The sequence below is a fragment of the Plantactinospora sp. WMMB334 genome (assembly GCF_049179095.1).
In the GTDB taxonomy this organism is placed as follows: domain Bacteria; phylum Actinomycetota; class Actinomycetes; order Mycobacteriales; family Micromonosporaceae; genus Plantactinospora.
In genome coordinates, this window is record NZ_JBMHME010000002.1 from 6835851 (window position 1) to 6862434 (window position 26584).

The following is a 26584-nucleotide window of genomic DNA, read 5'->3' on the forward strand; positions in this document are numbered from 1 at the left end:
ACCGGGCGGCAGCCCGCACATCCCGCGCGATCCTGCAGCGCCCCGTCTCCATCCCCGGCGGCGTCTGCCGCGCCGCCGGGCCGATCCTGCCCGGAGGTGCCCGTTGAGTTTCCACACCGAGAACATCCTCGCCGGCTACGCACGCGCCGCCGTCGCCGTCCGCAGGTCGCCGGGCCGCGGCGCCGCGGTGAGCCGGATCGGCCGCGCGACGAAGGCTGCTTGGGTGCGCGGCGAGCGGTTCGTGCTCGCGCCGGCGATGACCGCGATCGTGGCCGCCGAGCGGCCTGCGCTGCGCTGGCAGCCGCACCGACGCAACGACCCGCCCCAGCCACTCGCCCAGCGTGACCGGGCGGGTGTGTCTGGGCCGTTCGGCGAGGTGGACCGGCGGCAGCAGGGCGAAGGCGCGGGGATATGGGCCTGACCATCGCCACGATGCCGAGCGCTCAAGGGTGGCAGGTGTCCGCTGTCGCAACGGCGTCGGCCGTGCTGGCGTCCGGTGGGCGCGGACAGATCATCGCCGCCTGCGGGACCGGCAAAACCATCACGGCCGCGCACGTGGCGCTGCAAGCGTGCCCGGCGGACGGGATCGTCGTCGTGGCGTGCCCGACCGTCGCGCTGGTCGCGCAAGTCCTGCAGGCATGGGACGGGGTCTGCGAGCACGTGCTGGCGGTCTGCGGCGACGACGGGATCGCTGAGCCAGATGCCGCCGCTCTGGCGACAATGTTGTTCGGCTTCACCCTGCCGGACCCGGCGACCCACGCAGAACCGCCGGTCGTCGTGACCACCGACCCCGACGTGATCACCGCATGGCTTACCGAACGGATGTCAGGCCGGCGGCTGATCGTCACCACGCACCGTTCGGCCGCGCACCTCGGACAAGCGCTCCTGCGCGTCGGCCGCCTCGCCGACATCGTGGTCGTCGACGAGGCCCACCACACCGCCGGCCGCGACGACAAGCACTGCGCCCTGCTGCATGACGATGCGACCCTGCCGGCCCGCCGCCGGCTCTACCTGACCGCCACCCCACGCGTCGGCGACACCGCCGACGACGGTGCCGCACTGTCGATGGACGACCCGACAGTGTTCGGACCGGTCCTCTACCGCTACCCGTTCGCCCAAGCCATCGCCGACCAATGGCTCGATGACTACCGCATCGCCATCGTGGCGGTCACCCGCGCTGAACTGCTATCAGTGCTGCGCACCCTCACCGGCACCGGCCGGCCCAGCGCGGCGCACCAAACCGAGTGCGCCGACGGGCCCCTACGGACCGCCATGGTCGTCGCCGCCATGGCCCGCGCCGCCGCCGAGTTCGACCTGCAGCGCACCATCGTCTACCACCCGCGCATCGCCACATCACGCGCCTTCGCCGAGGCCATGCCGGACATCCTCACCGCACTGCCCGACACCACTCGGCCGGCCCGACCGCTGACCTGCCACCACGTGGACGGCCGCCATGACGCCACCTACCGCCGCGCGGTACTCGCCGACCTGGCCGACCCGCCGGGTGACGGCTGGACCGTGGTCTCCAACGTTCGGCTGCTCGGCGAAGGCATCGATGTCCCCGCCGTGGACAGTGTCGTGTTTGCCCACCCCAAGACGTCAGCCACCGACATCGTGCAAGCCGTCGGCAGGGCGCTGCGCCGCAACCCGGCCGGCAGCGGAGTCGGGACCATCCTCGTGCCGGTCCTGGCCGCCGACGACCCCGACGCCACCGCCCAGGCCGACCTGGCCGGCTACGGCACCGTCTGGGAGGTCGTGCGGGCGCTGCGCGCCCACGACGAAACTCTCGCCGCCGCACTGGATCTGCAACGCCAGTCCGGCCCGGCCGACCGGTGGACGCTGCCGGACAAGATCGTGGTCCGGGTCCCGGACGGTTACGACGTCGGGCAATACCTCCAGCACCTCACCATCCGGCTCGTCGCCGCCACCACCTCACCCTGGTGGGAAGGCTACGGCGCCACCACCGCCTACCACGCCGCGCACGGCCACCTCGGCGTCGCGGTCGATCACCTCACCGACACCGGCTACCCCCTCGGCCGGTGGCTGCACCACCAGCGCAAGGCCCGCCGCAGCGGCGTCCTGTCCGCCGCCCGGATCGCCGCGCTGGATTCCCTCGGCATGATCTGGAATCCGCGCGGCACCCGCTGGCTGGCCGGATTCGCCCACGCCGTCGCCTTCCGCGAGCGCGAAGACCACCTGCGGGTGTCGCCCGAGTACATCACCCCCGACGGCTACCCCTCGGTTCGTGGATCCGCACCCAGCGCAAGCAGTACCACGCCGGCCGGCTCGACCCCGACCGCGCCGCCGCCCTCGAAGCCCTCGGCATCGAATGGTCCCCGTACGAGGCGATGTGGCAACGCGGCATCACCGCCGCCACCAACTACCACGCCAGCCACGGCCACCTGCAGGTGCCCGACAACCATGTCGAAGCCGACGGATACCGCCTCGGCCAGTTTATCGTCGCCCAACGCATGCTCTACAAACGCGGCACCCTCGCCCCCGACCGCATCGCCGCGCTCGAGGCGCTCGGCATCATCTGGAACTCCCGCGAACACCGGTTCAACCTCGGCCTGTCCGCCGCCGCCCGCTACTTCCAGACCCACGGCGACCTGATCGTCCCCACCGAGTACAGGACACCCGACGGCTACCCCCTCAGCGCCTGGCTGAAGAACCAACGCGCCAAACTTCGGGCGAGCAAACTCGCGGACCACCGGATCCGCGCGCGCTCGACGACATCAGCCCGACCTGGCGCAACGGCCAGTAACTCCGCCCACCTAGCTCCACGCTGCTGCCCGCCCGGCGGGCTCACCCCGCGCGGCACAGGCCAGGCCGACGGGGTTGGTCGTGGGCGCCTCGCCGAAGCAACGGTCGGATTCAGCAAGGCGCATCAGATCGACGAGCGGCGGGATCACCCTCCTCGGCCGGCTCTACGACAGACCCGCGGCTTCGCCAGGTAAAGCCGTCGCTCGGTGACGTTCCCGAGCGGTCCGGCAAGGAAGCGCGGCGGAACTGCAGGTGGCTGCCCGCCGCCGGGCGACAGACGAATCCGCGCCGGCAACGCCACCCGTGCCCGCGCCGCCAGCGCGCCCATCGATCGGCTCCCCACGCTCACGCCGCCCGCCGGCCGGCTCCACGACCGTTCTCGGCGTTGGGCACTCCCTCACCTCCGCGCAGCCGCTGGTGCGCGGCCACGTCGACACCGCCGAACCGCACGGCTACACGGCGTGGATGTACCTGATCGACGCCGAGGCGCGCACGATCCGGGTGTACGAGGCCGCCGTGCACGACCGGTGGCTGCCGCACAGCCTGCACCCGCTGGACCCCCACACCGCTGCGGCGCCGTCCGGCGGGCGGCCGCCTGCTCAACCCGAGCCCGCAGACCACAACCGGAACGGAGGCGAGCCGATGACCATCGCCTGCCGGATCGCCGAGGGGCGAGTGCCGTGAGCCCCGACCAGCAGCGGCGGCTTTACTACGCCGCCCTCGCGCGCAGCCGGCGCGAGGTGACGCCGCCACCGCCGACCAGGTCGGCCACCACTGGATGCCGGCGACGGTCAGCGTGGACGGACTGCACACCGCCTGGACGGCCGAGGTCTGCACCGGCGAACACGCCCGCGCCGTGACAGTCGTGCGGTTCGACCACGACACCCTCGCCGACGCCATCGACACCCTGCACACCTTCTACGCCGACCAGCTGCCCGGCTCCGGGCTACCGCAGCTCGACCTGTACGGCGACGTGCTGGTCACCACCTGGTTCACCGGCACCCCCCACGCGCAAAGCCAGGTCACCTTACGCCGACGCGCACGGCCGGTTCATCCTCGGTCCGCACCTGTGGCCGTGGACCGTCACCAGCCCGCCTCCCGCGACGACGATGCACAACGGCGTCGCCCCGATCCGGGAATGGGTGTCTGCGCCCATCGACCCCTGCCCAGCTCACCCCTCGGTGGCATGACCCCTCCGCATTGACCGTGATGGCCATCAACAGCAGCGTATGGGCTGCACCCGCAGATGGCGACCCGGTCCGCGCGAGCGATCCGGCCGGATGTGGACGGGGCTGGTCGGCCCTCAGCGCCGTTAGGGTTCCGGCATGGTTGCCGATGCGCGGTACAGCCTTTGGAACGGTCCGGGGACCAGCTTCGCCGTCCAGACGGCGCCTCTTCCACACGAGCTGCATCCAGATGAGGTTCTCGTGGCGGTGGACCTCGCCACGATCTGCGGCAGCGACGTGAAGACCGTGACCGGCCGCCGGCCGGGTCCACGCCCGTGCGTCCTCGGCCACGAGCAGGTGGGTACCGTCGCTGCGGTCGGCGCCAATGCCGCAGTGGCGGTGGGGCAACGGGTGGTGTGGTCGGTCACCGCCTCCTGCGGACGATGCACCCGGTGCGAGATCACCCCGCAAAAGTGCGTGAACGTCAAGAAGTACGGCCATGAGCCCTTCGACACCGCCCGGCCGCTGACGGGAGGGCTGGCCGCGCACTGCCTGCTCTTTCCCGGAACCACCGTCGTCGCGGTGCCGGACACCATCTCGGACGGGGTGGCCGCGCCGGCCAGCTGCGCAACCGCGACGGCCGCCGCAGCCGTGGCGGCGGCCGGATCACTGCAGCCGGGTATGCGAGTTCTTGTCGCAGGCGCTGGGATGCTCGGGATCACCGCCACCGCGATGTTGGCCCAGCTCGGCGTAACGGTGGTCGTGTACGAGCCTGACCGCAGGCGCCAGGAGCGGGCGCTGCTGTTCGGCGCGGCGGCCGTGACCGCGGAGCCGGTCGACGGCGCCGACGCTGCGCTCGAACTCTCCGGTCGCGCCGGGTTGGTCCAGATCTGCCTGGATGCCCTGACCGTCGGCGGCACCCTCGTCCTTGCCGGCTCGGTGTCACCCGGGCCCAGCATTGCGCTCGACCCGGAACGGGTCGTGCGGAACCTGCTCACCATCACCGGGGTGCACAACTACCGTCCCACTGACCTGCAGACCGCCGTCGGCTTCCTGGCAGCGCACCAGCACCACTACCCGTTCGCTGACCTCACCGCCGGCCGGTGGCCTCTGGAACAGCTCGATGAGGCGTTCCGCGCCGCGCTGGCCGGCACCGCCGCACGGCAGTCCGTACGACCGGGACGCTGACTGGGCAGGCAAGCCAGGCCATGCCGCACGCGGCGACGCGCTCGGGACATCGCGACCTGTCTTCGCCAGCGCCCGTCGCACGGTCACAGCACCGCGCCGCTCCAGCAGATCTGCCGCGGTGGTACAACACCTGCACACGACGTCGACCTCTGCACAGGCCAACCTCGCTCGCCTATGGGACAACACTGAGACGCCCACCCACACGGTCGATCGCCCACGCCAGCGGGCATCGCCGCCCCGGATCGGTTCGCGTCCTTCGGCAGCCGCCGGCCACGTCCACAGCCCGGCGTACGAGCGCCTGGCGGGGCCCCACCAGGCCGAACGCGCAACAGACATGGACCGCAACCGACACTGCACTGAATGTCAATGAATTGTCGGAGTCAGCCATGGGGTCTGCCCGACATCGGTTCGCACCCGGTTCGGTGGAGGACGTCAACCACCCAAGCGTCCGCCGCAGGTGAGCCCACCCGCGTATAGGCGCGAACGTGCACCTTCTCCGAAGGAGTTCACCATGGTCCGGGTACCTGACTGTCCCGATCGTCGGTCCGGTGAGGATCCTGCGCCCGCGATAGCCGCCCGCCGGCGCGGAGTGGTCGGCGGGGTCTCGCACGGCGGGTGCGGGCGCAGATGACCGATCCGCTGATCGACCGCATCGAACGGCTCGGTGCGGCGATGCGCCCAACACCGCTGGTCGCGCTGAGGCACGAACGCGTCGATCTGTACCTCAAGCTCGAGTCGAGCAACCCCACCGGCAGCACCAAGGACCGTTCCGCGTACGCGATTCTGTGCGAAGCAGCCCGCGCTGGGCTGATCGCCCCGGGAACCACGGTGGTGGAGTCGTCATCGGGCAACTTCGCCGTGTCGTTGACGACGCCCTGCCGGTACCTCGGGCTGCGGTTCGTCCCGGTCATCGACCCGACGATCAATGTCCCGACGGAGCGATTGCTGCGCCTCGGGTGCGATCGGGTGGAAAAGGTGGTCACCGGCGATGAGCATAGGTTCCTCACCCGCAGGTTGGACGTGGTTCAGCAGTTACGGGCCGAGGATCCCGGCGCCTACTGGCCGAACCAGTACGCCAACCCGGCCGCCGCCTGCGGGCATTTCGAGTTCACGGGCGCCCAGCTGTGCGCGGACCTGCCCACGGTCGACTATGTCTTCGTCGGTGTCGGCACCGGTGCGACCCTCGCCGGGTTTTCCCAGCGCATCAAACGCGACCGCCCGGTAGCGAAGGTGATCGCCGTCGACACTGAAGGCTCGGTGATCTTCGGCGGAGCGGCTGGCCGCCGCCGCATTCCCGGGATCGGGTCGTCGATCCAACCCGGCCTGGTCGAGCAGGCGATCGTCGACGACGTCGTACGCGTCTCGGAACGCGACACCGTCCTGACGTGTCGACGTCTGGTGCGCGACACCGGCCTGTACGTCGGCGGGTCGACCGGCAGTGTGCTCGCCGCCATCGACCAGTACTTCGCCGGATGTCGGGGACGACCCATCGTCGCGTTCCTGTGCGCGGACCACGGCACCGCCTACACCGACACGATCTACGACAAGCGGTGGGTGCGCGACGAACTCGGCCTCGACCTCGCGCCGCAGCTGGCCTCCATATCTTGCTGACCCCGTCCCGCCCAGCCACAGCGAGGAGGACGGCGCGACCAGCGCCGAAACACCATGACAGCAGACTCCGGGGGCGGCCTCACCCTCGTGCGAGGCAACGACATCCTCAGCCAGATCACCGGTCACCGCGCCGACTGCCTGGACGTGATCAGCCGGGCGTACCTCACGCACGCCGATGGCGGCGCCGCGCTTCCGCACAGCGTGTTCGTGCGACCCGACCCGCCCCGACCGGACCGGTTCATCGCCCTGGCCGGGCACTTGGCCGGCGACTTCGGTATCGCCGGCATCAAGTGGATCGCCAGCTTCCCGGACAACGTCGCCGCTGGGCGGGAGCGGACGTCGGCTGTCCTGGTCCTCAACGACACCCGCACCGGCTATCCGATCGCCGTGCTGGAGGGGTCGGTGATCTCCGCGACCCGGACCGCGGCGTCGGCGGTCCTGACTGCGGAGAAGCTCGCCGGCCGCCGCAAGGCCGCCCGGGTCGGGATCGTCGGCACGGGCCTGATCGCCGCCCACGTCTGCCTGTTCCTGACTGAACTGGGCTGGGACATCGGCGGCTACACCCTGCTCGACACCTACCGCGACCGCGCGCAGCAGTTCCGGGCTCGGCTGCTCGAGGGCCGCGCCACGGCGGCGCGGGTGACGACCGACGTCGCGGACCTCTTCGACGAATGCGGCCTGATCGTGCTGACCACGACCGCGAACACGCCGTACCTGCTGGACCCGGCCCTGCTCACGAACTGCCCGCTGGTGCTGCACCTGTCCCTGCGTGACCTCGGGCCGAACCTGATCAGCGTCAGCCAGAACATCACCGACGACCCGGAGCACGCCTTCCGGGAAAACACCTCAGTGCAGGTGGCCGAACGCACGCTCGGCGACCGGGCCTTCCTGTCCGGGACCATCGCCGACGTGCTGACCGGACGGGTCGCCCGCGACGGCCGGCCGGCGATTGTCGCCCCGTTCGGCCTGGGCGTCCTCGACCTTGCTCTCGGTCAGTGGGTCTACCAGCAATGCCAGGACCAGGGTGCGGTCACCACCGTGCCCGGCTTCTTCTCCGACCCGCTCCGCTGACCCCGCAGCCCCATCAATGCCCGACCCAGCGCCGGGACCGCAGTTGCCCCGGCCAGGACCTCAGGAAGGTGGTGTGCCACAGATGCTCGAATCCGACACGCTGCAGGACCCCGGCGTACAGCTGCGCCTGCGCGCGCTGCTGCGCGCGACCGCAAACGACCTGAAACGGCCCGACGAGGTCGCGGACACCGACCTACGGCTACCACCGGGCACCTTCACCCGCCTCGTCGACGGCCACGAGCCGATCACCTGGGAACTGCTCGCCGCCGCCGCTGCGGTCTGGCCGGTCAACGTGCGTGATCTGCTGCCGCTGCACGACGACACGAACCTCGACGTGCGCATCTGCCGGGCCAGCGACTCCACCGCCAGCGAACGCACCATCGCCCGCGGCGGGACCGCCTACTACACCTACCGGGACACCGCGATGTCGCGGCTGGCGTCGTACCGGCCCGAGTGGATCGGCATGCTGTGCACCGTCGGCGACAACTACTGGGACAACCCGGCCGTGCAGTGGAACAGCGGTCACCTGCTCTACCAGTTCACGTACATGGTCGGGAAAGTCAACTACTACTACCGGTGGAACGGCCGCTCCTACTGCATCCCGATGAATACCGGCGACTCGGTGTTCGGGCTGCCGTTCGCACCTCATTCGTTCACCCGCCGTGACGCCGGCGAGCCGGCCCACATCCTCGCCCTCACCTACGGCGGTGACCTTACCGGCGATCCGCAACGGGAACTGGCTGTCCTCGGCGGTGACGCCGCGCAGGCGCTGACCTTCAACGGCGCCGGGCATGGTCAAGCGGCGCTGCTGGCGTCGTTCCTGCAAGCGCGGATGCTCGGCCCCGCCGAGCTGGCTGCCCGCTCCGGCATCGAACCCCTGCGGGTGGACGCCTTGCTGACCGGCAAGGTGACTGCCGCCGTGTCAGAGCTGGCGCCGCTGGCCGCGGCGCTGCGAGTCCACCCGCGCGAGCTGCTGCCCATCACTGCGGACGCGTCCGCCGACGGGGTGGTCGTGCAGCGCGCAGTGGACGCGCGCCGCTGGCAACTCGGCCCGCAGCAGGCACCGGCCTACGACGTCGTGCAACTTGCCGGAGACCGGCTGCACCCGCACACCACGGCCGTCGAGCTGCACCCGCGGTCGGCCGAACCGGACGGGCCGGCGTGGCTGAGCACCTATCAGCACCAGTACGTGTACGTGCTCGGCGACAAAGGCACCCAGATGACCTGGACCAGCGGCGACGGCCAGCATCATGCCGCCCTCGCCCCCGGCGACTCGGTCTACCTCAAACCGCTGGTCCCGGTCGCGTTCTTCCGTGGCGGCCGGCTGCTGGTCCTGCGGATCGGCGGCGCGGTCCGGCCCGACGTGCGGTTCGCGCTCGGTGCCATGGCCGACGACGGCCGGCACCGCTACGTCCGAGACACCCACCTGTGGTACAGCCTCGAAGGGAAACGCTGACGTGAACCGCATCGAGAACAGAGCAGGCACGCTGCGGCAGCTGCTGCAGGGACCGAAGATCGTCCGGCTGGTCGGCGGTCACGACGGGCTGACCGCGAAACTGATCCACCAGGCCGGCTTCGAAGGGGTGTGGGCGTCCAGCTTCGCCGCGTCCGCCAGCCACGGCGTGCCGGACGCGAGCATCCTGTCGATGAGTCAGTTCCTCGACGTCGCGGAGACGATGACCCTCGCCGCCCCGCTGCCGGTCATCGCCGACGGCGACACCGGCTTCGGCGACGCCCGCAACTTCGCCTACGCGGTGCGACGCTACGAAGCGCGCGGCATCGCCGGCATCTGCATCGAGGACAAACAGTTCCCGAAGATCAACAGCTTCGCCGACGCGGCGCAGGACCTGCTGCCGGCCGCGGAGTTCGCCGGCAAGATCCGGGCCGGGAAGCAGGCGCAGACCGGGTCGCAGTTCCTGGTGATCGCCCGCACGGAAGCGCTGATCGCAGGCGGCGACCTCGACGAGGCCGTGGAGCGTGCGCACCTGTACGCGGACGTGGGCGCCGACGCGATCCTCGTGCACAGCAAGAGCGTGCACCCCGACCAGGTGCTGAAGTTCGGCGCCGCCTGGGACCGCGACGTCCCCCTGGTCGCGATCCCCACCACGTACCCGCAGGTCACCGAGGTCGAACTGTTCGACGCCGGCTACCGCATGGTCATCTACGCCAACCACGGCATCCGCGCGACCGTGCGCACCGTCACAGACACGCTCACCGCGCTGCACCGCGCCGGGACGGCCGCGGACCTGGAGGACGGCCTCGCCTCGATGCCGGAAGTGTTCGCGCTGCAGGGAATGCCGGCCGCGTTCAAGGCCACACCGTGACCACCCCGGCAGAGTTCCTCGACGCCCTGGCCGGCGCGGGCGTGCGGCACGTCTCCGGGGTTCCGTGCTCCTACTTCGCCGGGCCGCTGCGGCTCATCGACGATCATCCGGCGCTGACCTACACCCCCGCCGCGAACGAGGGCGGCGCGCTGGCCCTCGCCGTCGGCGCCCAGCTGGCCGGCACACCGAGCGCGGTCCTCGTCCAGAACTCCGGGTTCGGGAACCTGATCAATCCGCTGACGTCGCTGGCCCTGCCCTACCGGGTCCCCGTGCTGGTCATCATGAGCATGCGGGGCTGGCCGCACGCCACGGCAGGCGAACCACAACACCAGATCATGGGCCGGGTCGTCCACGACTGGCTGCACACCCTCGACCTACCGTTCTGGGAGCTCACCGCCGGCGGCGCGGCCTTCGCCGACCTGCTCACCCAGGCCGGCCCCGTACTGGCCGACCACCGGCCAGCGTTCATCCTGGTCGGCAAGGACGCCATCGATACCGGCCGAGCTCCGAAACGGGCCGCCCCACCGGCCGGGATCACCGGGGAGGACCTCGCTCGTGAGATCTGCTCCCAGCTGCCCGGCGGGAATCCGATCCTCGCCACGACCGGCTATCTGTCCCGCGCGCTGCTGGGCACCGGTGACCGGCCCGAGCACTTCTACATGCAGGGCTCGATGGGACACGTCATCAGCGTCGCGCTCGGCGTCGCCCTGCAGAACCCGCACCAGAAGGTCGTCGTCCTCGACGGCGACGGCGCCGCGCTGATGCATCTCGGTGCGCTCGCCGTCGTCGGCGGCGCCCAGCCGCCGAACCTGATCCATGTCGTGTTCGACAACGGCGGCTACGAGTCAACCGGCGGGCAACCGGCACCCGGCCGGGTCGACTTCTGCGCCGTCGCACGGGCCTGCGGCTACCGCACCACGCTCACCGTCGCCGACGAGTCCGACCTGAGCGTCGGCGTCAAACAGGCGCTGACCGCGCCGGGGCCGGTGCTGCTGACCGTGCACGGTGTCACCGGCCGCGCCGGCACCGCGCCACGGGCATCCGAGACCCTCGCCGTTGCCGAGCTTGCCGCCCGGTTCCGGGCCGCCCTGGCGCCCAGCAGGCCGGCCCGAGGCGACCTGTGCCGCCCTGGTGTGGAGGAGGACCGATGACGGTGTTGCCCGCGGTGCTGTACACCGATCCGCCGTGGCTGGTCCCCGACGGGAGACCGGACCCCCACCTGGCCGGGATCGAACGGGCCACGCTCGCCGGCGTGGACCTGCGGTTCGGTCCGCACGACGGCATCCGCTATGCGAACACCGGATCCACCCTGAACGCGGCGGCGACCGGTGTCCAGGTGCTGGTGGTCTACCGGTGCCAGGTGACCCCGGAGCTGCTGGACGCTGCCGGGCCCGGCCTGCAAGCGGTGGTCCGCCAGGGTGTCGGCGTCGACAACCTGCACGCCGAACAGTTGGCCGAACGCGGTATCGCCGCCTACAACATTCCCGACTACTGCGTGGCCGAGGTGGCCGCCCACACCGCCGCGTTCGCCCTCGCGCTCGAGCGGCGCCTGATCCCCCAACACCTCGGCCTGACCAGCGGCACGTTCGACATCTACGCCGGCGGCGTGCCCCGCCGGCTCAGCGACCACACGCTCGGGATCGTCGGATTCGGCCGGATCGGCCGCGCCGTCGCCCGCCTGCTCGGACCGTTCTACGGCCGGACGTTGGTCTACGACCCCTACCTCGGCGCCGACCTGGCCGAAGGGTACGGCGCCAAGGCCGTGCCGACGTTGCTAGACCTGCTGGCCGGCTCGGATCTGGTGACCCTGCACTGCCCCCTCGATGAGACCACCGACGGCATGCTCGACCAGGCCGCGTTCACCGCGATCCGACCCGGCGCGTACCTGGTCAACGCGGCCCGGGGCCGGCTGGTCGACCCGGACGCGCTCGCCGCCGCGCTCGCCGACGGCCAGATCGCCGGTGCGGCTCTCGACGTGTTCAGCCCGGAGAACCCGCACACCGACCCGCGCTGGAAGCCGGTGCTCGAGCACCCGGGCGTGCTGGTCACCAGCCACCGCGCGTTCCTCTCCGCGCAGGCGGAGACGAGCGGCCGGCGCCGGGTCGCGCAGATCGTCCGAGACGTCCTCGACGGCACGCCGGTGCGGGTCGGCACCGTCCAGGCCAGGACCATGCGATGACCGGAGTCGAAATGTCGAGCACCGCCCGCCGGCCGCTGCCGGACGGGGTCGTCGACCTCGCCGCCGGTGACGTCCGGCTGCCGTTCCCGCACCCCGACGGTGTCAGCCGCACCATCGGCCCGGCGGACCAGGCGTACGCGGACACCGCCGGCGACCCGGACCTGCGCAGCCGGATCGCCGCGTACGCGACCGGCACCGCACCGGTGACAGCCGGGCAGGTGCTGGTCACCCCGGGCGCCCGGACCGCGGTGTTCCTCACCCTGCTGCAGGCCACCGGCCGCGACGTGCTGCTGCCGGTCCCGCACTGGGGCAGCTATCCCGCACTCGTCCAGTGCGCCGGCGCTCACCCGGTGGACTACGGCCCGTACCCGGAGGTCACGGCGCTGGAGGCGGCCCGGACCAGCCGCACCGCGATCGTGGTGATCAACAGTCCCCGCAACCCCGACGGCGCGGTGGTGGACGCCGACACCGTCACCGCGGTACTCGGCTGGGCGCACCAGCACGGCATCATCGTGCTGTTCGACCAGGTATATCGCGGGCTGGCCACGCCGACGACACCGTCGCCCCTGGAGCTCACCGACACCCTCGCCCCGCACTGCGTCGTGGTCGACGGGCTCACCAAGAGCCACGCCGCCGCCGGGATCCGGCTCGGCTGGGCGATCACCGGCGACCTGATGCCGGCCCTGACCGCAGTCGCGTCCCATCTGATCGGCGGAGTGTCCACCCGCACCCAGCAGGCCGCTCTCGCCGCCCTGACCGCGCCGGCCGGGACCCGCACCGCCGCCCTGGCCGACCTAGCGGACCAAGTCCGGCAGACCGCCGCCCGGCTGGACGCCATCCCCGGCGTGCGATGCCCGGCCCCGGACGCCGGATTCTTCCTCTTCCCCGACCTGCGCGGCTGGCTGGCGACCATCGCCCCCGGACCCAGGTCCGACGTCACCGCCTGGCTGCGCCACGAGCACGGCGTCGCCGTCGTCGACGGCGCCGCGTTCGGCACCCCAGGCCACATCCGCCTCTCCGCCGCCGTCGACGCGCCGACGCTGGCCACCGGCCTGCAACGGCTCACCGCCGCCCTCACCACCACCTCAGCCGAAACCTGACCCCCGGCCGCCCCCGGCGGCACCCCCGCGCCTTACGGGAAAGGAGAACGGCGTCCGCCTGGCGGCCGACGCCGGCACCTGCCATGACCACACCCACCGCCGTGAAGATCATCACCCGCCCACCGGACCGCAACCAGGCCCTCCTCGCCGAGTTCACCAAGAACCACCTGCGCTACGACGGCGCACCGTTCGCCGGGCTGCTGTCGCCAACCTCCACCCTGATCCCCGCCAGCGCCGCCGCCCGGCTGCCCGAAGACGCCGCTGCCGTGGACCGCTGGTACGAAGGTCTGCTCGACTTGTACCTGGCACTGCTCGACAAGGACCACCCCAGCGACCTGCTCGGCCGAATCGAATGGGGCCTCGACCCCGACATGCGGCGCCTGCAACGCGCATCAGCGCGGCGCCGCGACCGGCCCCGGATCGGCCGGCTCGACTGCGTCGACCTCGGCAGCGACCACTTCGTCACCGAAGTCCAATGGAAAGGCGCCGGGGAAGGCTGGCTCGCCGCCATCGACCGGTCCTACCGCACCGTGTTCCCCCTCGACCCCGCCCATCGCCCGTTCGGGGACCTGGTGAAGGCGTGGGCCGGCGTGTTCGCCGGCGACGGATGCAGTGTCAACACCGGCCGCTGCGGCTGGGGCGACGCCGAACAGTTCCTCAACACCGAACTCGCCCGCCTCGGCACCACCCTCGCCTGGTCGGACTTCGACGCCATCACCACGATGCTGCGCCGCGACGGAGACCAGCTCCTGGTCGACCACGACGGACAGACGCACCCGCTGCACCACCTGTTCCTCGACCGGCTCACCGAAGTGATGCCGGTCGAACTCATCGACGCGCTCGTCACCGCGGCCACCGCTGGAAGGGTCGTGCTCGACACCCCACCGAGCTACCTGTTCAACCAGAAACTGCCGCTCGCGTTGCCGTTCACGCCCGGCTACGAGCAGTACTTCCCCGACACCGTCCGACGAACGCTGATCCCGACGATCATCCTCAACCCCGACCGGCCCGACCTGGAAGCGCTGGTCCCGCACCTGCGGCACGACGACCGCGACACCGTCGCCCACCTCGACTCGTGGGACGCCGTGCTGGACCTGCCCGAGGATCTGCGCGGGCTGCTGGTGCTCAAGTGCGGCTCCATCGACCAGTTCCGCAACCACGGCGGGCAGGGCGTCCACCGGCTCGACGGCAGCCCCGACCAGGCCGCCGCCACCCTGAAGGTGGTCCTCGACCGCGCCGTCGCCCTGGGCGAACCGTGGGTCATCCAGCCCTACCTGGGGCATCGCTGGCAGGTCCCGGCCACGCTGATGTCGCGCCCCGACGAGCTGACCACCCTCGACCTGCACGCCAAGTTCGGCGTCTACCTGCACCTGAGCGAGCAGGCCGGGCCGCCACCGCAGGTCCTCGGCGGTGTCGCCAGCCTCGGCACCACCTGGAAGGTGTCCGGGGCGTCGAAAACCCCCGCATCCGTTGACGACGCCGGCGTCTGGCACGGCGCATTCCGGCACGACATCCGCGTTGAAGCCGGCCCGTCACCGGCAGGAGGGCAGCCCCATGCGTGAAACCCTGTTCCGGGCCGCTCAGCCGACCGGCACCACCGCGTCGGAGGAACTCGTCGGCCAGTTCCAGGACCCTGACCTGACCGCGGCGTGCTGGACGTCGTCGCTGGCCCCGCTTCCTGTCTCCGCCGTTGCCGGGGGTGCCGATCCGGTCCTAATCCTGTGGCCGTACCCGGCAGCGACCGCCGACTGCATCGACCGGGCCAACTGCGCCGACCACTTCGTCCGCGCCCACCCGACCTACCACGTCCTGACCCAGCACAGCCTGGCCGACCCGGCCGCGGCGGCCCTGCTCAAGCACACGAACGTGGTGGTGTTCCTCCCGTTCGAGCAGGCGGTCGCTGACCTTTCCGTCGAGGCCGGCGAGCTGCTGTTCCGCGGTCGCCGCTGCGACGCCGTCATGAGCGAGATGACGCCCGGCTACCTGTGGCGGCACGGGCTGCTCGATCTCGACCCGCAGGACCCGCGATGGCCGGTGCGCACCCCGCTCGTCAACGGGTCCTTGATCGCCGCCCACAAAGCGATCCAGGCGGAGCACTTCGCTAAGTACTGCCGCGGTCACGACGACCTCGTGGCGCTCGACCACCACCGGGCGACCACCGCCGAAGAACTGGCCGGGGCGCTCGAGCAGGTCCTCGCCGAGCACCACAGCGCCGTCATCCGCCCGTTCAGCGCGTCGCAAGGCACCGGCGTCACCTTCACTGCCCGCACGAAGACCCGCCAGCAGGGCACCGCTGCTGTGGCGGACCGGATCCTCGCCGAGATCGGCGCAGCCCTATCCCGCAAGTACGGGGGTACGGATCCGTTCCCGGTCACCGTCAGCCCGTTCGTCACGGCGGCCCGCATCGACGGGTGCGTCACCGACCTGCGCATTTTCGTCGTGTACGACCCGGCCAGCGGCGGTGTGCGCGGCCTGCCCGGCATGGTCCGCCGGGCACAGACTCCGCTGCTCGATGAGGTACCGATCACCGCCGCGTCGGCAATGACGAACCTGAACGCGCCACCAGCCGGCGCCGCGCTGCCAGGCCGGCGGTTCTTCCCCGCCACCTCCCCGCAGATCATGGCCGCGCTCGGCCTCACCCCAGATGCGCTGGTGCAGCTGTGCCAGCACGCCGCCGCGATCTGGGCACACGCGTTCGCCGACGATCACGAGGCGATCGGCGGCGGCGCCGGACCTCAGTTCGCGTACGGCTCGGTCGACTGTGTCATCCGTGAGGAAGACGGCAAGACCGTGCCGATCGAGATGAACGGTGCGAACGTCGGCTCCCACCCGACCGTGCACCCCCGCTGGTGTGACACTTTCGGGGCCGCGACCACGCACGCGCTGACCAACCTGGGACTGGCGCGATGACCACGCCGCTGCTTCGCTCGGCGGGTCTGGGTGTCACCGCCAGCGTGAACACCACCGTCGGCGCGCCCGGACCCACCGCCGTGTTCTCCACCACGCGGCTGCCGGACGCCGCCGGCTGCGAGACGCTGCTGCGCCGCGCCTACCCCCGGCTGCGCCGCCAGAGCGGGTTCAGCAAGGCGATCTTCGTCGCCCCGGGCCCGGACGGTCGGTTCCTCGGCCGGTTCCTGCAGCTCACCGGAGCTGCCGAGACCATGTTCGGGGTCGCCCACGCTGGCCGGGACTGCGTCAACTCCACAGTGGCGGCCTATTCTGCGATCGCCGCCGACGCGACCGCCACGATCGTGAACGCCGATACCGGCCTGGTCGTCGCCGTCAGCCCGTCGCTGTGCTCGGGTTCGGTGGACGTCGAGGTGCGGCCGGCGACGCCGGTGCGGCCCGCCGACGTCGTGCTGGCCACGCCCGGCTGCCCCGGCGTGCTCGCCGTCCGGGTGAACAACCCGTACGTGCTGCTCGACGCTAACGTGGTCGGGTTGAGCGCCCGCGAGCTGCTGGGCCTGACCGGCCCCGCCGACCCCGTACTGCTGCGCCCGGTCACCGACGCCGTCGCCCAGGTCCAGGCCCAGCTCGGCCTCCCCGCCGGCGGTGACCTGCCGAAGCTGGCCGTCCTCGCCGCCGGAGATCGCGACACGATCGCCGCCCGCACCATCTACCACGGCCGCTGGCACCCCGGCCTGCCGCTCACCGGCGCGATCACCTTCCTGACCGCGGCCCTGGTACCGCGGGCGCCGTGGTACCACCGCGACGTGCTCCTGCACGGTTTGCGCCTGCGCACACCGGCCGGCGACATCCGGGTGTCGACCGGCACCGATCAAGGCGCACTGACCAGCTACCACATCCCGGCCCGGGAGGTGACCCGTGACGTCGCCCCGTCCTTCATCTGACCCGGCCAGCACGCCAGCGCTGCACGAGGCGGTCACCGCGGCACACCAGCGGCTCGCCAGCGCCGCGGTGTGCCTGCTCGCCCGCAACGGCACGACGCCGATCGAGGCTGCAGAGCTCACCGGCTTCACCGACACACTGACCCGGCGCGCCGCCACCGTGACGCAGGTGCACTTCGACGACGTGCACGAGCTGTACCTGCCACCGGCCGCCAAGTTGCTGACCAGCTCGGACGTGGTGGTCAAGTTCACTCACGGCCCCTTCAACCGCACCGGCCTGCTCCCGGCGGTCCTCGACTCCCTCGGGGTGCGCCGGGCTGGCCACCCCAGCAGTACCGACCTGCTTTCGCAGCGCAAGAGCCTGGTGAAGCAGCTGATGCTGCGCGACGCAGTGCCCACCCTGCCCTACCTGCTGACGACGGGCGGGACTCGGATCGGCGACCAGCTGGCGCCGCTGCAGGCCGGCGGCGCGACCGAGTTCGTGGTGAAACCGGACGACGGCAACGCCAGCGAGGGAATCCAATGGGTGCCCACCGCCGCAGAAGCCGCCCGCGTGGTCCAGGCCGCGCAGGGCCCGCTGCTCGTCGAGCCGTACACGCGGGGCAGGATCGTCACGGTCGGCTCGGTCACGCTGCTCGGCCGGATCTACACCCTGGCGCCGCTGGAGTACCTCCTCGACGACCGGCCGGTCATGGACGCGGCCTGGAAGAAAGACCCGCAACGCGCCCCGGCCGGACTCGAACACGCAGCCGAGGCCGGGCTCCGCAGGTACGCCGCGACCGTGCATCGCGCGGTCGCCGCGAACGGGCTGTCCCGGACCGACTTCATCCTCGGCGCCGACGGGGCGGTCACCGCGCTGGAGATCAACACGAACGTCGGCCTGGGGCCTGGGCACGATCTGGCGCAGGCGTTCGCCGCGACCGGACTGACCTACGACGACCTGGTTGTCTGCCAGACTGCCGGGAAGCTACCGGGGCCCGGTCAGCGGTGACGGCAGGCCGATGTCGGCCCGCCAGACCGCTCCGTCCAGCGTGACCCGGCCAGCGAGTTCGTACGCCGCGGCCCGGGCCTCATCGAGGGTGTCGCCTGTGGCGGTGCAGCAGATCGCCCGACCGCCGGAGGTCACCAGCCGTCCGTCGCCAGTGAGGCGGGTGCCGGCGTGCAGGTAGCCGGACCCGTCCGCGCCAGTGATGAGGTCACCAGCGCTCGGGCTCTCCGGATAGCCCTTGGAGGCGATCACCACGGTAACGGCGGACTGGTCGTGCCACTGCAGCGGCCCTAGCTCGGCGAGGGTTCCGGTCGCCGCACGGCGGAACAGCTCGGCCGGGCTGGTCTTCAGCAGCGGCAGCAGGACCTGGGCCTCCGGATCCCCGAACCGCGCGTTGAACTCGATGACGCGCGGGCCCTGCGCGGTCAAGCACAACCCGACATACAGCAGCCCGGCGAACGGGGCTTGCCGGTCGGTCATCTCCTTCAACACCGGATACACCACGGTTTGCATCACCTGGGGCACCACATCGTCCGGAACCCAGGTGATCGTGGCGTACGCGCCCATGCCGCCGGTGTTCAGCCCGGTGTCGCCGGTCCCCGCCCGCTTGTAGTCCTGAGCCAGCTTCAACGGCACCGCAGTAGTGCCGTCGGTGACCACGAACAGCGAGATCTCCGGACCGTTGAGGAACTCCTCGACCACCACACGGTCGCACCCAGCGGCATGCGCGACGGCCGTGTCCCGGTCGTCGGTGACAACGACGCCCTTGCCCGCGGCCAGAGAGTCGTTCTTCACCACATACGGCGGCCCGAACTCGTCCAGCGCGGCGGCCACCTCGGCCGCGGTGGTACACGACCGCGAACGGGCGGTCGGTACCCCGGCGGCGGCCATGACCGACTTCGCGAAGGTCTTGGAGCCCTCCAGCTCCGCGGCGCTGCGGGTCGGGCCGAAGCATGCGATGCCGGCGGACTGCACAGCATCGGTGACCCCAGCGACCAGAGCCGCTTCGGGGCCGACGACGACGAGGTCGGCGCGAAACTCCACGGCAGCGCCGGCCACTGCCTCGGCATCCAGCGGGTTCACCGGGAACAGCGGGCCGAGGCTCCCCATGCCGGGATTGCCCGGGGCCGATGCCACAGCGGTGACTCCAGGGTCCGCGGCCAAGGCCGCGGCGAGGGCATGCTCACGGCCGCCAGATCCCACAACGAGAACGCGCATGGCGACATGATAGGGGGCAACCAGAACCGGCAGACGCACCGCGCGGTTGCGGCGGGTGACGACTGCACTCAGTCCGCGCTGATGCTCTGCGCCCCGCCGCGCTCGCCTGCCGCGGCCCGGGGATGAGTTCACCCCGGTCCGGCCGTCGTGGCGCCGGGGCCGCCGGGTCGTGCTCGAAGATCGAGTCTCGTAAGAGTCACATCTACGCTCTGGCGCTGGCGGGAACGGATTCCACCGATCCGGTGAAGCTGTCCGGTGGTTCGACGACGTGCCGGTGCAGAACCGCGACACCGACTGCGCCAGCAGCGGGGAAGGCATCGAGTGTCGCGTCACGGCGGGAACGTCCTGGACATCATCGTGCCGGCAGGAAGAACCGGCTTTGGGTCCGCTTCCTCGCGAGCCGCAGACATCCGTGCCGACGGGTGGGCGCGACGACGCGGGTAGGCCCCCCAGCCGTGGCGTGATGCCGGCGCGACACCGGCCCGCGCTGACTACCTGGTAAGCCGGTCCCGGTCGCGGGCGGCGCGTTGTCGAACCGCGGCCGTGAACGCCTCAGCAGCCTTCGCGCCGAGGGCGTCAAGGAACTCGGTTCTGTCGACGATCTTGTGATGATCAGCGGGCGAGAAGAGCGCGTTTGCGGAGCAGTAAGAGGCCGGCTCGGCCGAACATCTGCCGTTTGATCATCTTGATGCGGTTGATGCTTCCTTCGACGGGTCCCGAGCTGTGCGGCAGGGTCAGGCCGTTGCGGATCGCGTCGATGTCGCGGCGCAGGTTTCGGGCGAATCCGGCCAGCGGTGCCATGGTGTCGTTCTCGGCGGCGGTGATCCAGTCGTCGAGGCGGTCGCCGTGGCGGCTGGTCATCATCACCGCGAAGGCTCGGACATGTTTGACCAGGCGATCCAGGCTCTGGTCGCGATTGCGGATGTCGCGTAGTTTCGCGGCGTCGCGGGAGTCGACCCGGTCGGGGTGGGTCATGATCCATGAAGTGACCTGGCGGACGGTGGGTGGTTTCGGGCCCGGATGTGGGGCGTGCCCGCGACCCTTCCGGAAGCTGCGAAGGTAACGCTGAACAGCGAGTTCGCCGCCTGGGTAGCCTTTCTGCTGAATCTCGCGGAAGAGTTGGGTGGCGTTGCGTTCGCCCTCGTTCCAGCGTTGGTGCAGGTAGCCGGTGAACGGGTCGACCACATGGGTCCGCTGTTCGGTGACCGCGGTGAGGTCTTCGATGCTGCGGGCGTTGGCGAACTTGCGGACGGTGGCCTGGTGTAGGCCGAGCTTGCGTCCGATCGCCGCTTTGGACATGCCCTGAGCGGCTAACTCTTGGACGGCGGTGTAGTTCGCCCGCAGCCGCGTGACGATCTTCTTCTCGGGCAGCGGCTGCACCACTTCTGGTTCGGTGTCACCAGCCGGGCGGCGGTGTTGGCGCTGCGAGTCCAGCCCGGTGGGCGTTGACGGTCTTCTCGATCGCCTGGCCCAGATTCATCCAGAGGTGAAACCGGTCAGCGACCTGCACCGCGTCCGGGGCGCCTTGCCGGGCTCCTTCGCCATAGCCGCCGGCCCGATCCCGGCAGATGACCTCGACCTCCGGATGTTGCCGCAGCCAGGCTGCGAGACTGTCGCCATCGCGGCCGTCGAACATCTCGATCGGGCGGTGGGTGGCCATGTCGATGAGCACGGTGCCGTAGTGGCGGCCTCGCCGGAACGCGAAGTCGTCGACGCCCAGCACTGTCACGGCCCTCGCCGTCGGGTCCGGCAAGGCTTTGACCAGTCGTAACAGTGTGTCTCGTCCGGCCGGCATCCCGAGCACGGCAGCCAGCCGGGCCCCGGCACGGCCTGCCAGTGCCAGACCGATCTCGGTGAGCAACACCCGCAACCCGGGCGTGAAGCGGGCATGCGGGGTGGTCACTCCGTCGACCTGCTCGGCGAAGGTCACCACGGTGCAGGCGACGTTATCGCAGCGGAATCGGCGTACCTGGATCTGAAGGATCACGCCGATCCCGGCGGTCGCAAGATCACGCAGTTGTCGCAGGTAGCGGCCGTGAACACGAGCAGAGGGCTGTTGGCAACCGTGGCATCGCGCGGTCGAGGACAGGACTCGGGTGGAGAGAATGACATCGCCCTCCCTATGCTCAACACCATCGATCAGTAGACCTGACAGATGAGGCAGTAGCTGCTCTACAAGCGAACACGCCCCACATGATCAACGGCTCCCGAATGCTGCCGCCGCAACTGTCCACATCACAAGATCGTCGACAGAACCCGGAACTCATCGTCGAGACCATCCTCGCTTGCGTTGAGGGCATCGTCGCCCCCGCTCGCGGCACCAACGCTGTCGGCGGCCTCCTCCCGGTAGACGAGCAGGCAGGCACGCAGCCCGCTGAGGAAATGCTCGAGCAGGTCTCGGGCCGGACGCTGGGGATCCCAGCGGGGTCACCCTGTCGAGTAACGCAGCGAGTGTCTGCTCGCGGTGGGCGACGTCGATCCGGCGGATCTGCTCGCGGGCGGCGTCGACGCGCTGGAGCAACCCGGCGGGGTCCGGGATACGGCCTTCACGTACCGCGTGGGCCTCGGCGAGCAGGCTGCTCACTGCCTCGCGTGGCGTCGCCGAATCGTCGAGCGTCACACTCACGACGTACGCGGGCACCTCCACCGAGACCGACTCGATGTCGTCGGCGAATGGGAAGACCCCAGCCGGGGCGACGCCGGTCGCGTCGGCGGCTACCTCAGCCGCGGCGACCAGCCAGTGCGCGGCGGCGACGCAGGCCGCTGCGGTGTCGACCGTGGTGAACAGGGCGTCGCTGCCGAGCGGGTGTTCGTGCAGGAGTTGGTCCGCCGCTGTCACCTGGACCGGTGACACGTCCAGACGTTCCAGGGACACCGCCTGTGCCGCCCGGCCGGATAGGTCACCCAGCCCGGCCCGTCCCACGGCGTCGATCTCGGCGCGGACCTCGGTGGTCACCGCCGCCGTCACGCCCGCATCGGCGATCTCGTGGAGCGCGCGGCCGACGGTGTGGGCGTATTCCAGGAGCGGGTCGTAGGACTCGGTCAGTCCACCGTGCGCGTCCGGCAGGTGTGGGGCGCCGATAGCCGCTAATACTCCGCTGAACCCCACGCCACGTTCCTTGTCCAGCAGGTCGCGGATATCGGGGCCGTCGTCGGCATCGATGCGGTGGTAGGTCTCCCACAGCGCCAGCGACAACCCGGTTAGGCCCTCGCACAGCTGCAGCCCAATCGGCTCCATGAGTACGGCCGGCAGCCGGCAGATCGACGTCGCACGGTGGCCGACGCCAGCCGCCCACACCGCCAGCACCGACCCGGACTCCGGATCCAAGGCGTACGTCGTCACCGCACCTCCCGCACCGATTCGCCCATCCTCCCCGGGCACACCGCACTGAATGGTGTTGCAGTGGGGAAGACCAGCGGGCGGATCGGTGCGTCCGACGGATTGCCCTAAAGGATCATGCCCCGTGACGCTGGCGACCGCGTTGGAAACACGCTGCGCCGGGCGGCCGGAAGAGCCCCGATCGAGGACGCCAGGCCCGCAGTTGGACTCAGGTTCAAGACGCGGTACGTGCCCGCTCTGGCCGATGCAACGGGGTAACCGGTGACTCGCTCGCGTCGCTGCACGCGCCGGGTGGGAGGCTGCGCAGGATCAGCGCGAAGCGCGTCTTCGCGTCGGCGTCGGCGTCCTTGAGGGCCTGATCCAACAGCGCCTGGGTTGACAGCCTCGGAGGGGTCGGGGCGTCTCGGTGTTCCCACCCGGAAACGGTCGCGGTGGTCACTCCCAGGTACTTGGCGAATACCCGCACGGTCATTCGCATCGCCTCACGCAGCGCGCGCGTCTCCTGCCCGGTCCACAGGCCCACCGCCAACCCGCATCCACACCCAGTCGCGACGGACGGCGGTGGCGCGTACCGCGGGGTCCGTTGCTCCTCTCGCACCCGAGCAGTCTGCGTCTGAAAGGCCCGGACCACCGCCTCCAGCTGGTCGAACGCCGCCAGCAGGGCACCTGCTGCCCCGCACAGGCGGTCGGCCTGCTGCCAGAACGGGCGGGAAATGTTCTGCCGGCCGATCTCCACGTTGGCGACCGCGCTTCGGGAGTAGCAGGTTCGCCGAGCGAGATCCACCTGTGTCAACTCGGCCGCATCCCGCCAGGCGGCCAGTTGCCGACCAAGGTCCTTGCGCGCCTGGGCCACCTGTGTCCGCGTGATGACTCCTGCTTCCGCAACGAGGGTGCCCCGCTGCGAGGTCACACCCGGCCGCCTCATCCATGCTCCGTCCGCCATGGTCACCGTGCCCTGCGCTCGGCGAGTGAGTAGATTCGTGCACCGTCGGCCACCTGCGGAGTGCTCACCGCGTCCACCGTGGCTGAGGTACGGACGGCCGGGGCTGGGTTGATACCCCAGGCTGCGCGGCGCCCCACCCGGTCAGCACGCGGCACACCTAAATCACCGACGTGACTCCAGCCACCAGCTGGAACTGCCCCTTCGGAAGGTCATACCGCTGCGGGTCGTCCGAGTAGGCCTCGATCACCGACCCGGCGTTACGGCGCCGCCGGCATGGACTCACGTCGCCGCACTGAGCACAAGATCCCGCGCCGTCGTCGCGGTGCTTGCGATACACCAGCACGCACACCGCGTGCACCGACATGCGTAGTGCCACTCGGACGGGCTGCCTGCTGTCCTTGGTTACGACTTCTCCTGCGGGAACAGGGAAAGTCGGCGCATGGCCACGATCCACGGCTATGCCCCTTCCTCTGATCAATGGTCGAGCGGCGGACTTGGGACGCTGCCCGCTTCGTGCCTTGCCGTGACATGGGCGAGGTGCGGTGAGTCGACGTGCGGGCCGCCCACGGACCCAGTCGTGTTCGACTCGTCTGATCGTGGTGATCACCGCCGCGCATTTGGGCCCCGCCAGGCACGCAACGCCGCCACGCGGACCTCGGCATGGCGGGGCTGCGGTTCGACCTGCGGACCGTCCGACCGCAGCTCCAGCCCGTCAAGATCAAGCCATTCGCCATCCGCGGTGTGCTGCCGGTCGCCGATTCTCGGTACCCGCAAGATCAGCGGGCCTGTTCCGTACTTGTAGTCCCGGTCACCGGCCTCGGTCACATCGCCGAGCTTGAGGGTGGTCATTTCGACTGCCCGATCCGCTGACGCGCCAGATCACTCGTCGCGGCGCCGCAATGCGGGCACCATCGATCCTTGGCCTTGAACGACAGCAACCCCGCGAGGTAGCCCACCACCAACGCGGCGATCACGGCGCCGATCAACATGCCGCACCACCTCTGATCTGCTGATCGAACGCCACTGAGGGCATTCGATCTTTGATCGTCAGCCGATGAACCGGCCCCGGTTGCCGGGCACGGTGGCTCGGCGGCTCGGCGCGGGTTGGTCAACTGGCGCCTAACGAATCGCTTACCGACAGAATGGCTTACGCCGGTGGCGTTAGGCAAGTTGTCTGATGCAAGAAGCCGGACGACATTCGCTCGTCAGGGTGTGCCATGCTGTGCGACGTGGCAGCGAGTCCAACGGTCCGACGGCGGCGCTTGGCGCGCGAACTTGTCCGTTTGCGCGAGGCGGCGAACATGACCATCGAGCGGGCCGCCACTTCGGCCGGGATCTCCATGTCGCACCTGTCCCGCGTCGAGCGGGCTCAAGTTGGTGTGCGGCTCCCGGTCGTGAAGATGCTGCTCGCCACGTACGGGGCTGACGCGGAAACCGTCGCCTACCTCACCGAGGTCGCCAAAGCGGCATCACAACGCGGGTGGTGGCACAAGTACGTCGGCTCGATCCCAGAGCAGTACGCCACGTACATCGGCTTCGAAGCCGAGGCGGGCCAGATCTGGAGCTACGACGCCAGCACCATGCCTGGGTTGCTGCAGACCGAGGCATACGCGCGAGCCATGTTCCAGGGCGGCGCGACGCGGTACTCAGACGACGAGATCAGCCGTCGGGTAGAGGTCCGTGTGCAACGTCAGGAGATCTTGACTCGGGATGATCCACCGAAGGTATGGATCGTCCTGGACGAGGCGGTAGTCCGTCGCCAGGTTGGTGGCCCAAGGACGCTGTACGATCAACTGCGCCACATCGCCGAGGTTGCCACGCTCCCGCACGTCGACATCCAGGTCATGCCCTTCGCCGTCGGGGCGCACCCGGGAACGCCGGGTTCCTTCATCGTTCTTCGGTTCGACGAGCCGACCGACCCGCCGGTCGTTTACATCGAGACCATGGCTGGCGACCTGTATCCCGAGAGCCAAGCCGACACCAACAGCGCTATCCTGGCATTTGACCGCCTGCGCGCGATGGCTTTGAGCCCGAATGACTCAACAGCCCTGATCCGCCAGGTGGCAGAGGAGTTGAAATGACCGGTTTCGAGGGCGCCGTGTGGCGCAAGAGCACCCGCTCACAAAACAACGGCGCCTGCCTTGAAGTCGCCCGCGTCGGCGACGTTATCGGCGTGCGCGACTCCAAAAATCCTGATGGCCCCGTCCTGGTCTTCACCCTGCGAGAGTTCGACGCGTTCCTTGACGGCGCGGCCAAGGGCGAGTTCAACGACCTGCTCTAGGCCCAAGCAGCAGCCGCCGCTGCTGAACATGATCACGCGGCCCCACCACGCCGAGGGGCCGTTTTGCGTGTAGGCGGACCTAACGGTGTACGTCGATTCGAAGCCTCATCCGCGAGCGGCACTCCCGAGCGCGGGTGAGGCTTCCAAGTGTGTTCATCTCAAGGCCGCTACGCCCCTCTGACCCGGGTGGCGCCCGGTCGGCCCACCACGGGCGGCGGCGCAGCCTGGCGCTGGGGGCCACCCGCCGGCTGCTATGACCCTGCACGGTCGGCCCGGACTCGACGTCGGTGCCGCACGTGTCCCGAGGCGTCCGACGATCACCTGTCGCCCAGCCAAGGTCACGGTCGCCGCTTGCTGCGATGAGAGCAACCTGCAGTCGTTGTCTCAGGCGGCCGGGGCTGCTGGCAGCAGACTGCGGCCGACGGCTCGCATCAGGTCGCGCATGTTGCCGGCCATCGTCGACGTGGACGCCGCCGCGCCGGGCGTGGAGCCACCCGGACTGAGCCGCCGCCGGGGCGGCCGGGCGCACCTGTCCGCACCACCGCGGTGGCTCAGGCTGCTGCT

Annotated in this window: 25 protein-coding genes and 1 pseudogene; 19 read left to right on the forward strand and 7 right to left on the reverse strand. The window is 70.4% G+C overall.

Annotated elements, in window-relative coordinates; translation table 11 throughout:
- Window positions 1–103: 103 nt before the first annotated feature.
- The 17 genes and pseudogenes from ACN27G_RS29620 to ACN27G_RS29700 all read left to right on the forward strand — a co-directional run bounded on the left by ACN27G_RS29620 (window position 104) and on the right by ACN27G_RS29700 (window position 18241).
- On the forward strand, window positions 104–421 hold the full coding sequence (locus ACN27G_RS29620) for a hypothetical protein (RefSeq protein WP_421495988.1): 318 nt from the start codon (window positions 104–106) through the stop codon (window positions 419–421).
- A gap of 11 nt (window positions 422–432) precedes the next feature.
- A pseudogene (locus ACN27G_RS29625) lies at window positions 433–2001 on the forward strand (DEAD/DEAH box helicase family protein); the annotation flags it as partial.
- A gap of 38 nt (window positions 2002–2039) precedes the next feature.
- Window positions 2040–2957, forward strand: a complete 918-nt coding sequence (locus tag ACN27G_RS29630; protein WP_421497501.1) for a helicase associated domain-containing protein — start codon at window positions 2040–2042, stop codon at window positions 2955–2957.
- Window positions 2958–3180: 223 nt separating this feature from the next.
- Window positions 3181–3447, forward strand: a complete 267-nt coding sequence (locus tag ACN27G_RS29635; RefSeq protein WP_421495989.1) for a hypothetical protein — start codon at window positions 3181–3183, stop codon at window positions 3445–3447.
- Window positions 3448–3541: 94 nt separating this feature from the next.
- Entirely contained in the window at window positions 3542–3967 is a 426-nt protein-coding gene (locus ACN27G_RS29640) for a hypothetical protein (RefSeq protein WP_421495990.1), read from the forward strand.
- Between the two features lie 121 nt (window positions 3968–4088).
- Window positions 4089–5117: an alcohol dehydrogenase catalytic domain-containing protein gene (locus ACN27G_RS29645; RefSeq protein WP_421495991.1), complete on the forward strand. Its 1029-nt coding sequence runs from the start codon at window positions 4089–4091 to the stop codon at window positions 5115–5117.
- 627 nt (window positions 5118–5744) lie between these two features.
- Window positions 5745–6728 (forward strand): 2,3-diaminopropionate biosynthesis protein SbnA, encoded by a 984-nt coding sequence (gene sbnA, locus ACN27G_RS29650; protein WP_421495992.1) that lies wholly within the window; start codon window positions 5745–5747, stop codon window positions 6726–6728.
- Between the two features lie 54 nt (window positions 6729–6782).
- Window positions 6783–7799 (forward strand): 2,3-diaminopropionate biosynthesis protein SbnB, encoded by a 1017-nt coding sequence (gene sbnB / locus ACN27G_RS29655; protein WP_421495993.1) that lies wholly within the window; start codon window positions 6783–6785, stop codon window positions 7797–7799.
- Between the two features lie 82 nt (window positions 7800–7881).
- A complete protein-coding gene (locus tag ACN27G_RS29660) occupies window positions 7882–9255 on the forward strand; it encodes an XRE family transcriptional regulator (RefSeq protein WP_421495994.1) in 1374 nt (457 codons plus the stop codon).
- A 1-nt stretch (window position 9256) separates the two neighbouring features.
- Entirely contained in the window at window positions 9257–10123 is an 867-nt protein-coding gene (locus ACN27G_RS29665; RefSeq protein ID WP_421495995.1) for an isocitrate lyase/phosphoenolpyruvate mutase family protein, read from the forward strand.
- A complete protein-coding gene (gene aepY, locus ACN27G_RS29670; RefSeq protein ID WP_421495996.1) occupies window positions 10120–11274 on the forward strand; it encodes a phosphonopyruvate decarboxylase in 1155 nt (384 codons plus the stop codon). Before ACN27G_RS29665 ends, aepY begins: the two co-directional genes overlap by 4 nt.
- On the forward strand, window positions 11271–12302 hold the full coding sequence (locus ACN27G_RS29675) for an NAD(P)-dependent oxidoreductase (RefSeq protein WP_421495997.1): 1032 nt from the start codon (window positions 11271–11273) through the stop codon (window positions 12300–12302). Before aepY ends, ACN27G_RS29675 begins: the two co-directional genes overlap by 4 nt.
- Window positions 12299–13402 carry a pyridoxal phosphate-dependent aminotransferase gene (locus tag ACN27G_RS29680; protein WP_421495998.1) on the forward strand — a complete coding sequence of 368 codons (1104 nt, stop codon included), beginning with the start codon at window positions 12299–12301 and terminating at the stop codon, window positions 13400–13402. Before ACN27G_RS29675 ends, ACN27G_RS29680 begins: the two co-directional genes overlap by 4 nt.
- Window positions 13403–13485: 83 nt before the next feature.
- The gene (locus ACN27G_RS29685) at window positions 13486–14964 is read left to right on the forward strand and encodes a hypothetical protein (protein ID WP_421495999.1); all 1479 of its coding nucleotides are present in this window, start codon (window positions 13486–13488) and stop codon (window positions 14962–14964) included.
- Window positions 14957–16312, forward strand: a complete 1356-nt coding sequence (locus tag ACN27G_RS29690) for a hypothetical protein (RefSeq protein WP_421496000.1) — start codon at window positions 14957–14959, stop codon at window positions 16310–16312. Before ACN27G_RS29685 ends, ACN27G_RS29690 begins: the two co-directional genes overlap by 8 nt.
- A complete protein-coding gene (locus ACN27G_RS29695) occupies window positions 16309–17253 on the forward strand; it encodes a hypothetical protein (protein WP_421496001.1) in 945 nt (314 codons plus the stop codon). The genes ACN27G_RS29690 and ACN27G_RS29695 overlap by 4 nt, the downstream gene beginning before the upstream one ends.
- Window positions 17228–18241 carry a hypothetical protein gene (locus ACN27G_RS29700; RefSeq protein ID WP_421496002.1) on the forward strand — a complete coding sequence of 338 codons (1014 nt, stop codon included), beginning with the start codon at window positions 17228–17230 and terminating at the stop codon, window positions 18239–18241. The genes ACN27G_RS29695 and ACN27G_RS29700 overlap by 26 nt, the downstream gene beginning before the upstream one ends.
- On the opposite strand, the gene purD is transcribed toward ACN27G_RS29700, so the two are convergent.
- The 7 genes from purD to ACN27G_RS29735 all read right to left on the reverse strand — a co-directional run bounded on the left by purD (window position 18218) and on the right by ACN27G_RS29735 (window position 24728).
- Window positions 18218–19456 (reverse strand): phosphoribosylamine--glycine ligase, encoded by a 1239-nt coding sequence (gene purD, locus ACN27G_RS29705; RefSeq protein ID WP_421497502.1) that lies wholly within the window; start codon window positions 19454–19456, stop codon window positions 18218–18220. The genes ACN27G_RS29700 and purD overlap by 24 nt on opposite strands.
- 612 nt (window positions 19457–20068) lie before the next feature.
- Complete coding sequence (locus ACN27G_RS29710; RefSeq protein ID WP_421495590.1) at window positions 20069–20839, reverse strand: transposase; 771 nt, start codon at window positions 20837–20839, stop codon at window positions 20069–20071.
- A gap of 13 nt (window positions 20840–20852) precedes the next feature.
- Entirely contained in the window at window positions 20853–21620 is a 768-nt protein-coding gene (locus ACN27G_RS29715; protein ID WP_421497475.1) for an ISL3 family transposase, read from the reverse strand.
- Window positions 21621–21719: 99 nt separating this feature from the next.
- Window positions 21720–22799 (reverse strand): hypothetical protein, encoded by a 1080-nt coding sequence (locus ACN27G_RS29720; RefSeq protein WP_421496003.1) that lies wholly within the window; start codon window positions 22797–22799, stop codon window positions 21720–21722.
- 211 nt (window positions 22800–23010) lie between these two features.
- The gene (locus tag ACN27G_RS29725; protein WP_421496004.1) at window positions 23011–23706 is read right to left on the reverse strand and encodes a helix-turn-helix domain-containing protein; all 696 of its coding nucleotides are present in this window, start codon (window positions 23704–23706) and stop codon (window positions 23011–23013) included.
- A 636-nt stretch (window positions 23707–24342) separates the two neighbouring features.
- Window positions 24343–24588 carry a hypothetical protein gene (locus ACN27G_RS29730; protein WP_421496005.1) on the reverse strand — a complete coding sequence of 82 codons (246 nt, stop codon included), beginning with the start codon at window positions 24586–24588 and terminating at the stop codon, window positions 24343–24345.
- Complete coding sequence (locus tag ACN27G_RS29735) at window positions 24585–24728, reverse strand: hypothetical protein (RefSeq protein WP_421496006.1); 144 nt, start codon at window positions 24726–24728, stop codon at window positions 24585–24587. Before ACN27G_RS29735 ends, ACN27G_RS29730 begins: the two co-directional genes overlap by 4 nt.
- A gap of 228 nt (window positions 24729–24956) precedes the next feature.
- Here ACN27G_RS29735 and ACN27G_RS29740 point away from each other — a divergent pair, with 228 nt between their 5' ends.
- Both ACN27G_RS29740 and ACN27G_RS29745 read left to right on the forward strand, forming a co-directional pair.
- Window positions 24957–25820: a helix-turn-helix domain-containing protein gene (locus tag ACN27G_RS29740; protein WP_421496007.1), complete on the forward strand. Its 864-nt coding sequence runs from the start codon at window positions 24957–24959 to the stop codon at window positions 25818–25820.
- Entirely contained in the window at window positions 25817–26020 is a 204-nt protein-coding gene (locus ACN27G_RS29745) for a DUF397 domain-containing protein (protein ID WP_421496008.1), read from the forward strand. The genes ACN27G_RS29740 and ACN27G_RS29745 overlap by 4 nt, the downstream gene beginning before the upstream one ends.
- Window positions 26021–26584: the final 564 nt, after the last annotated feature.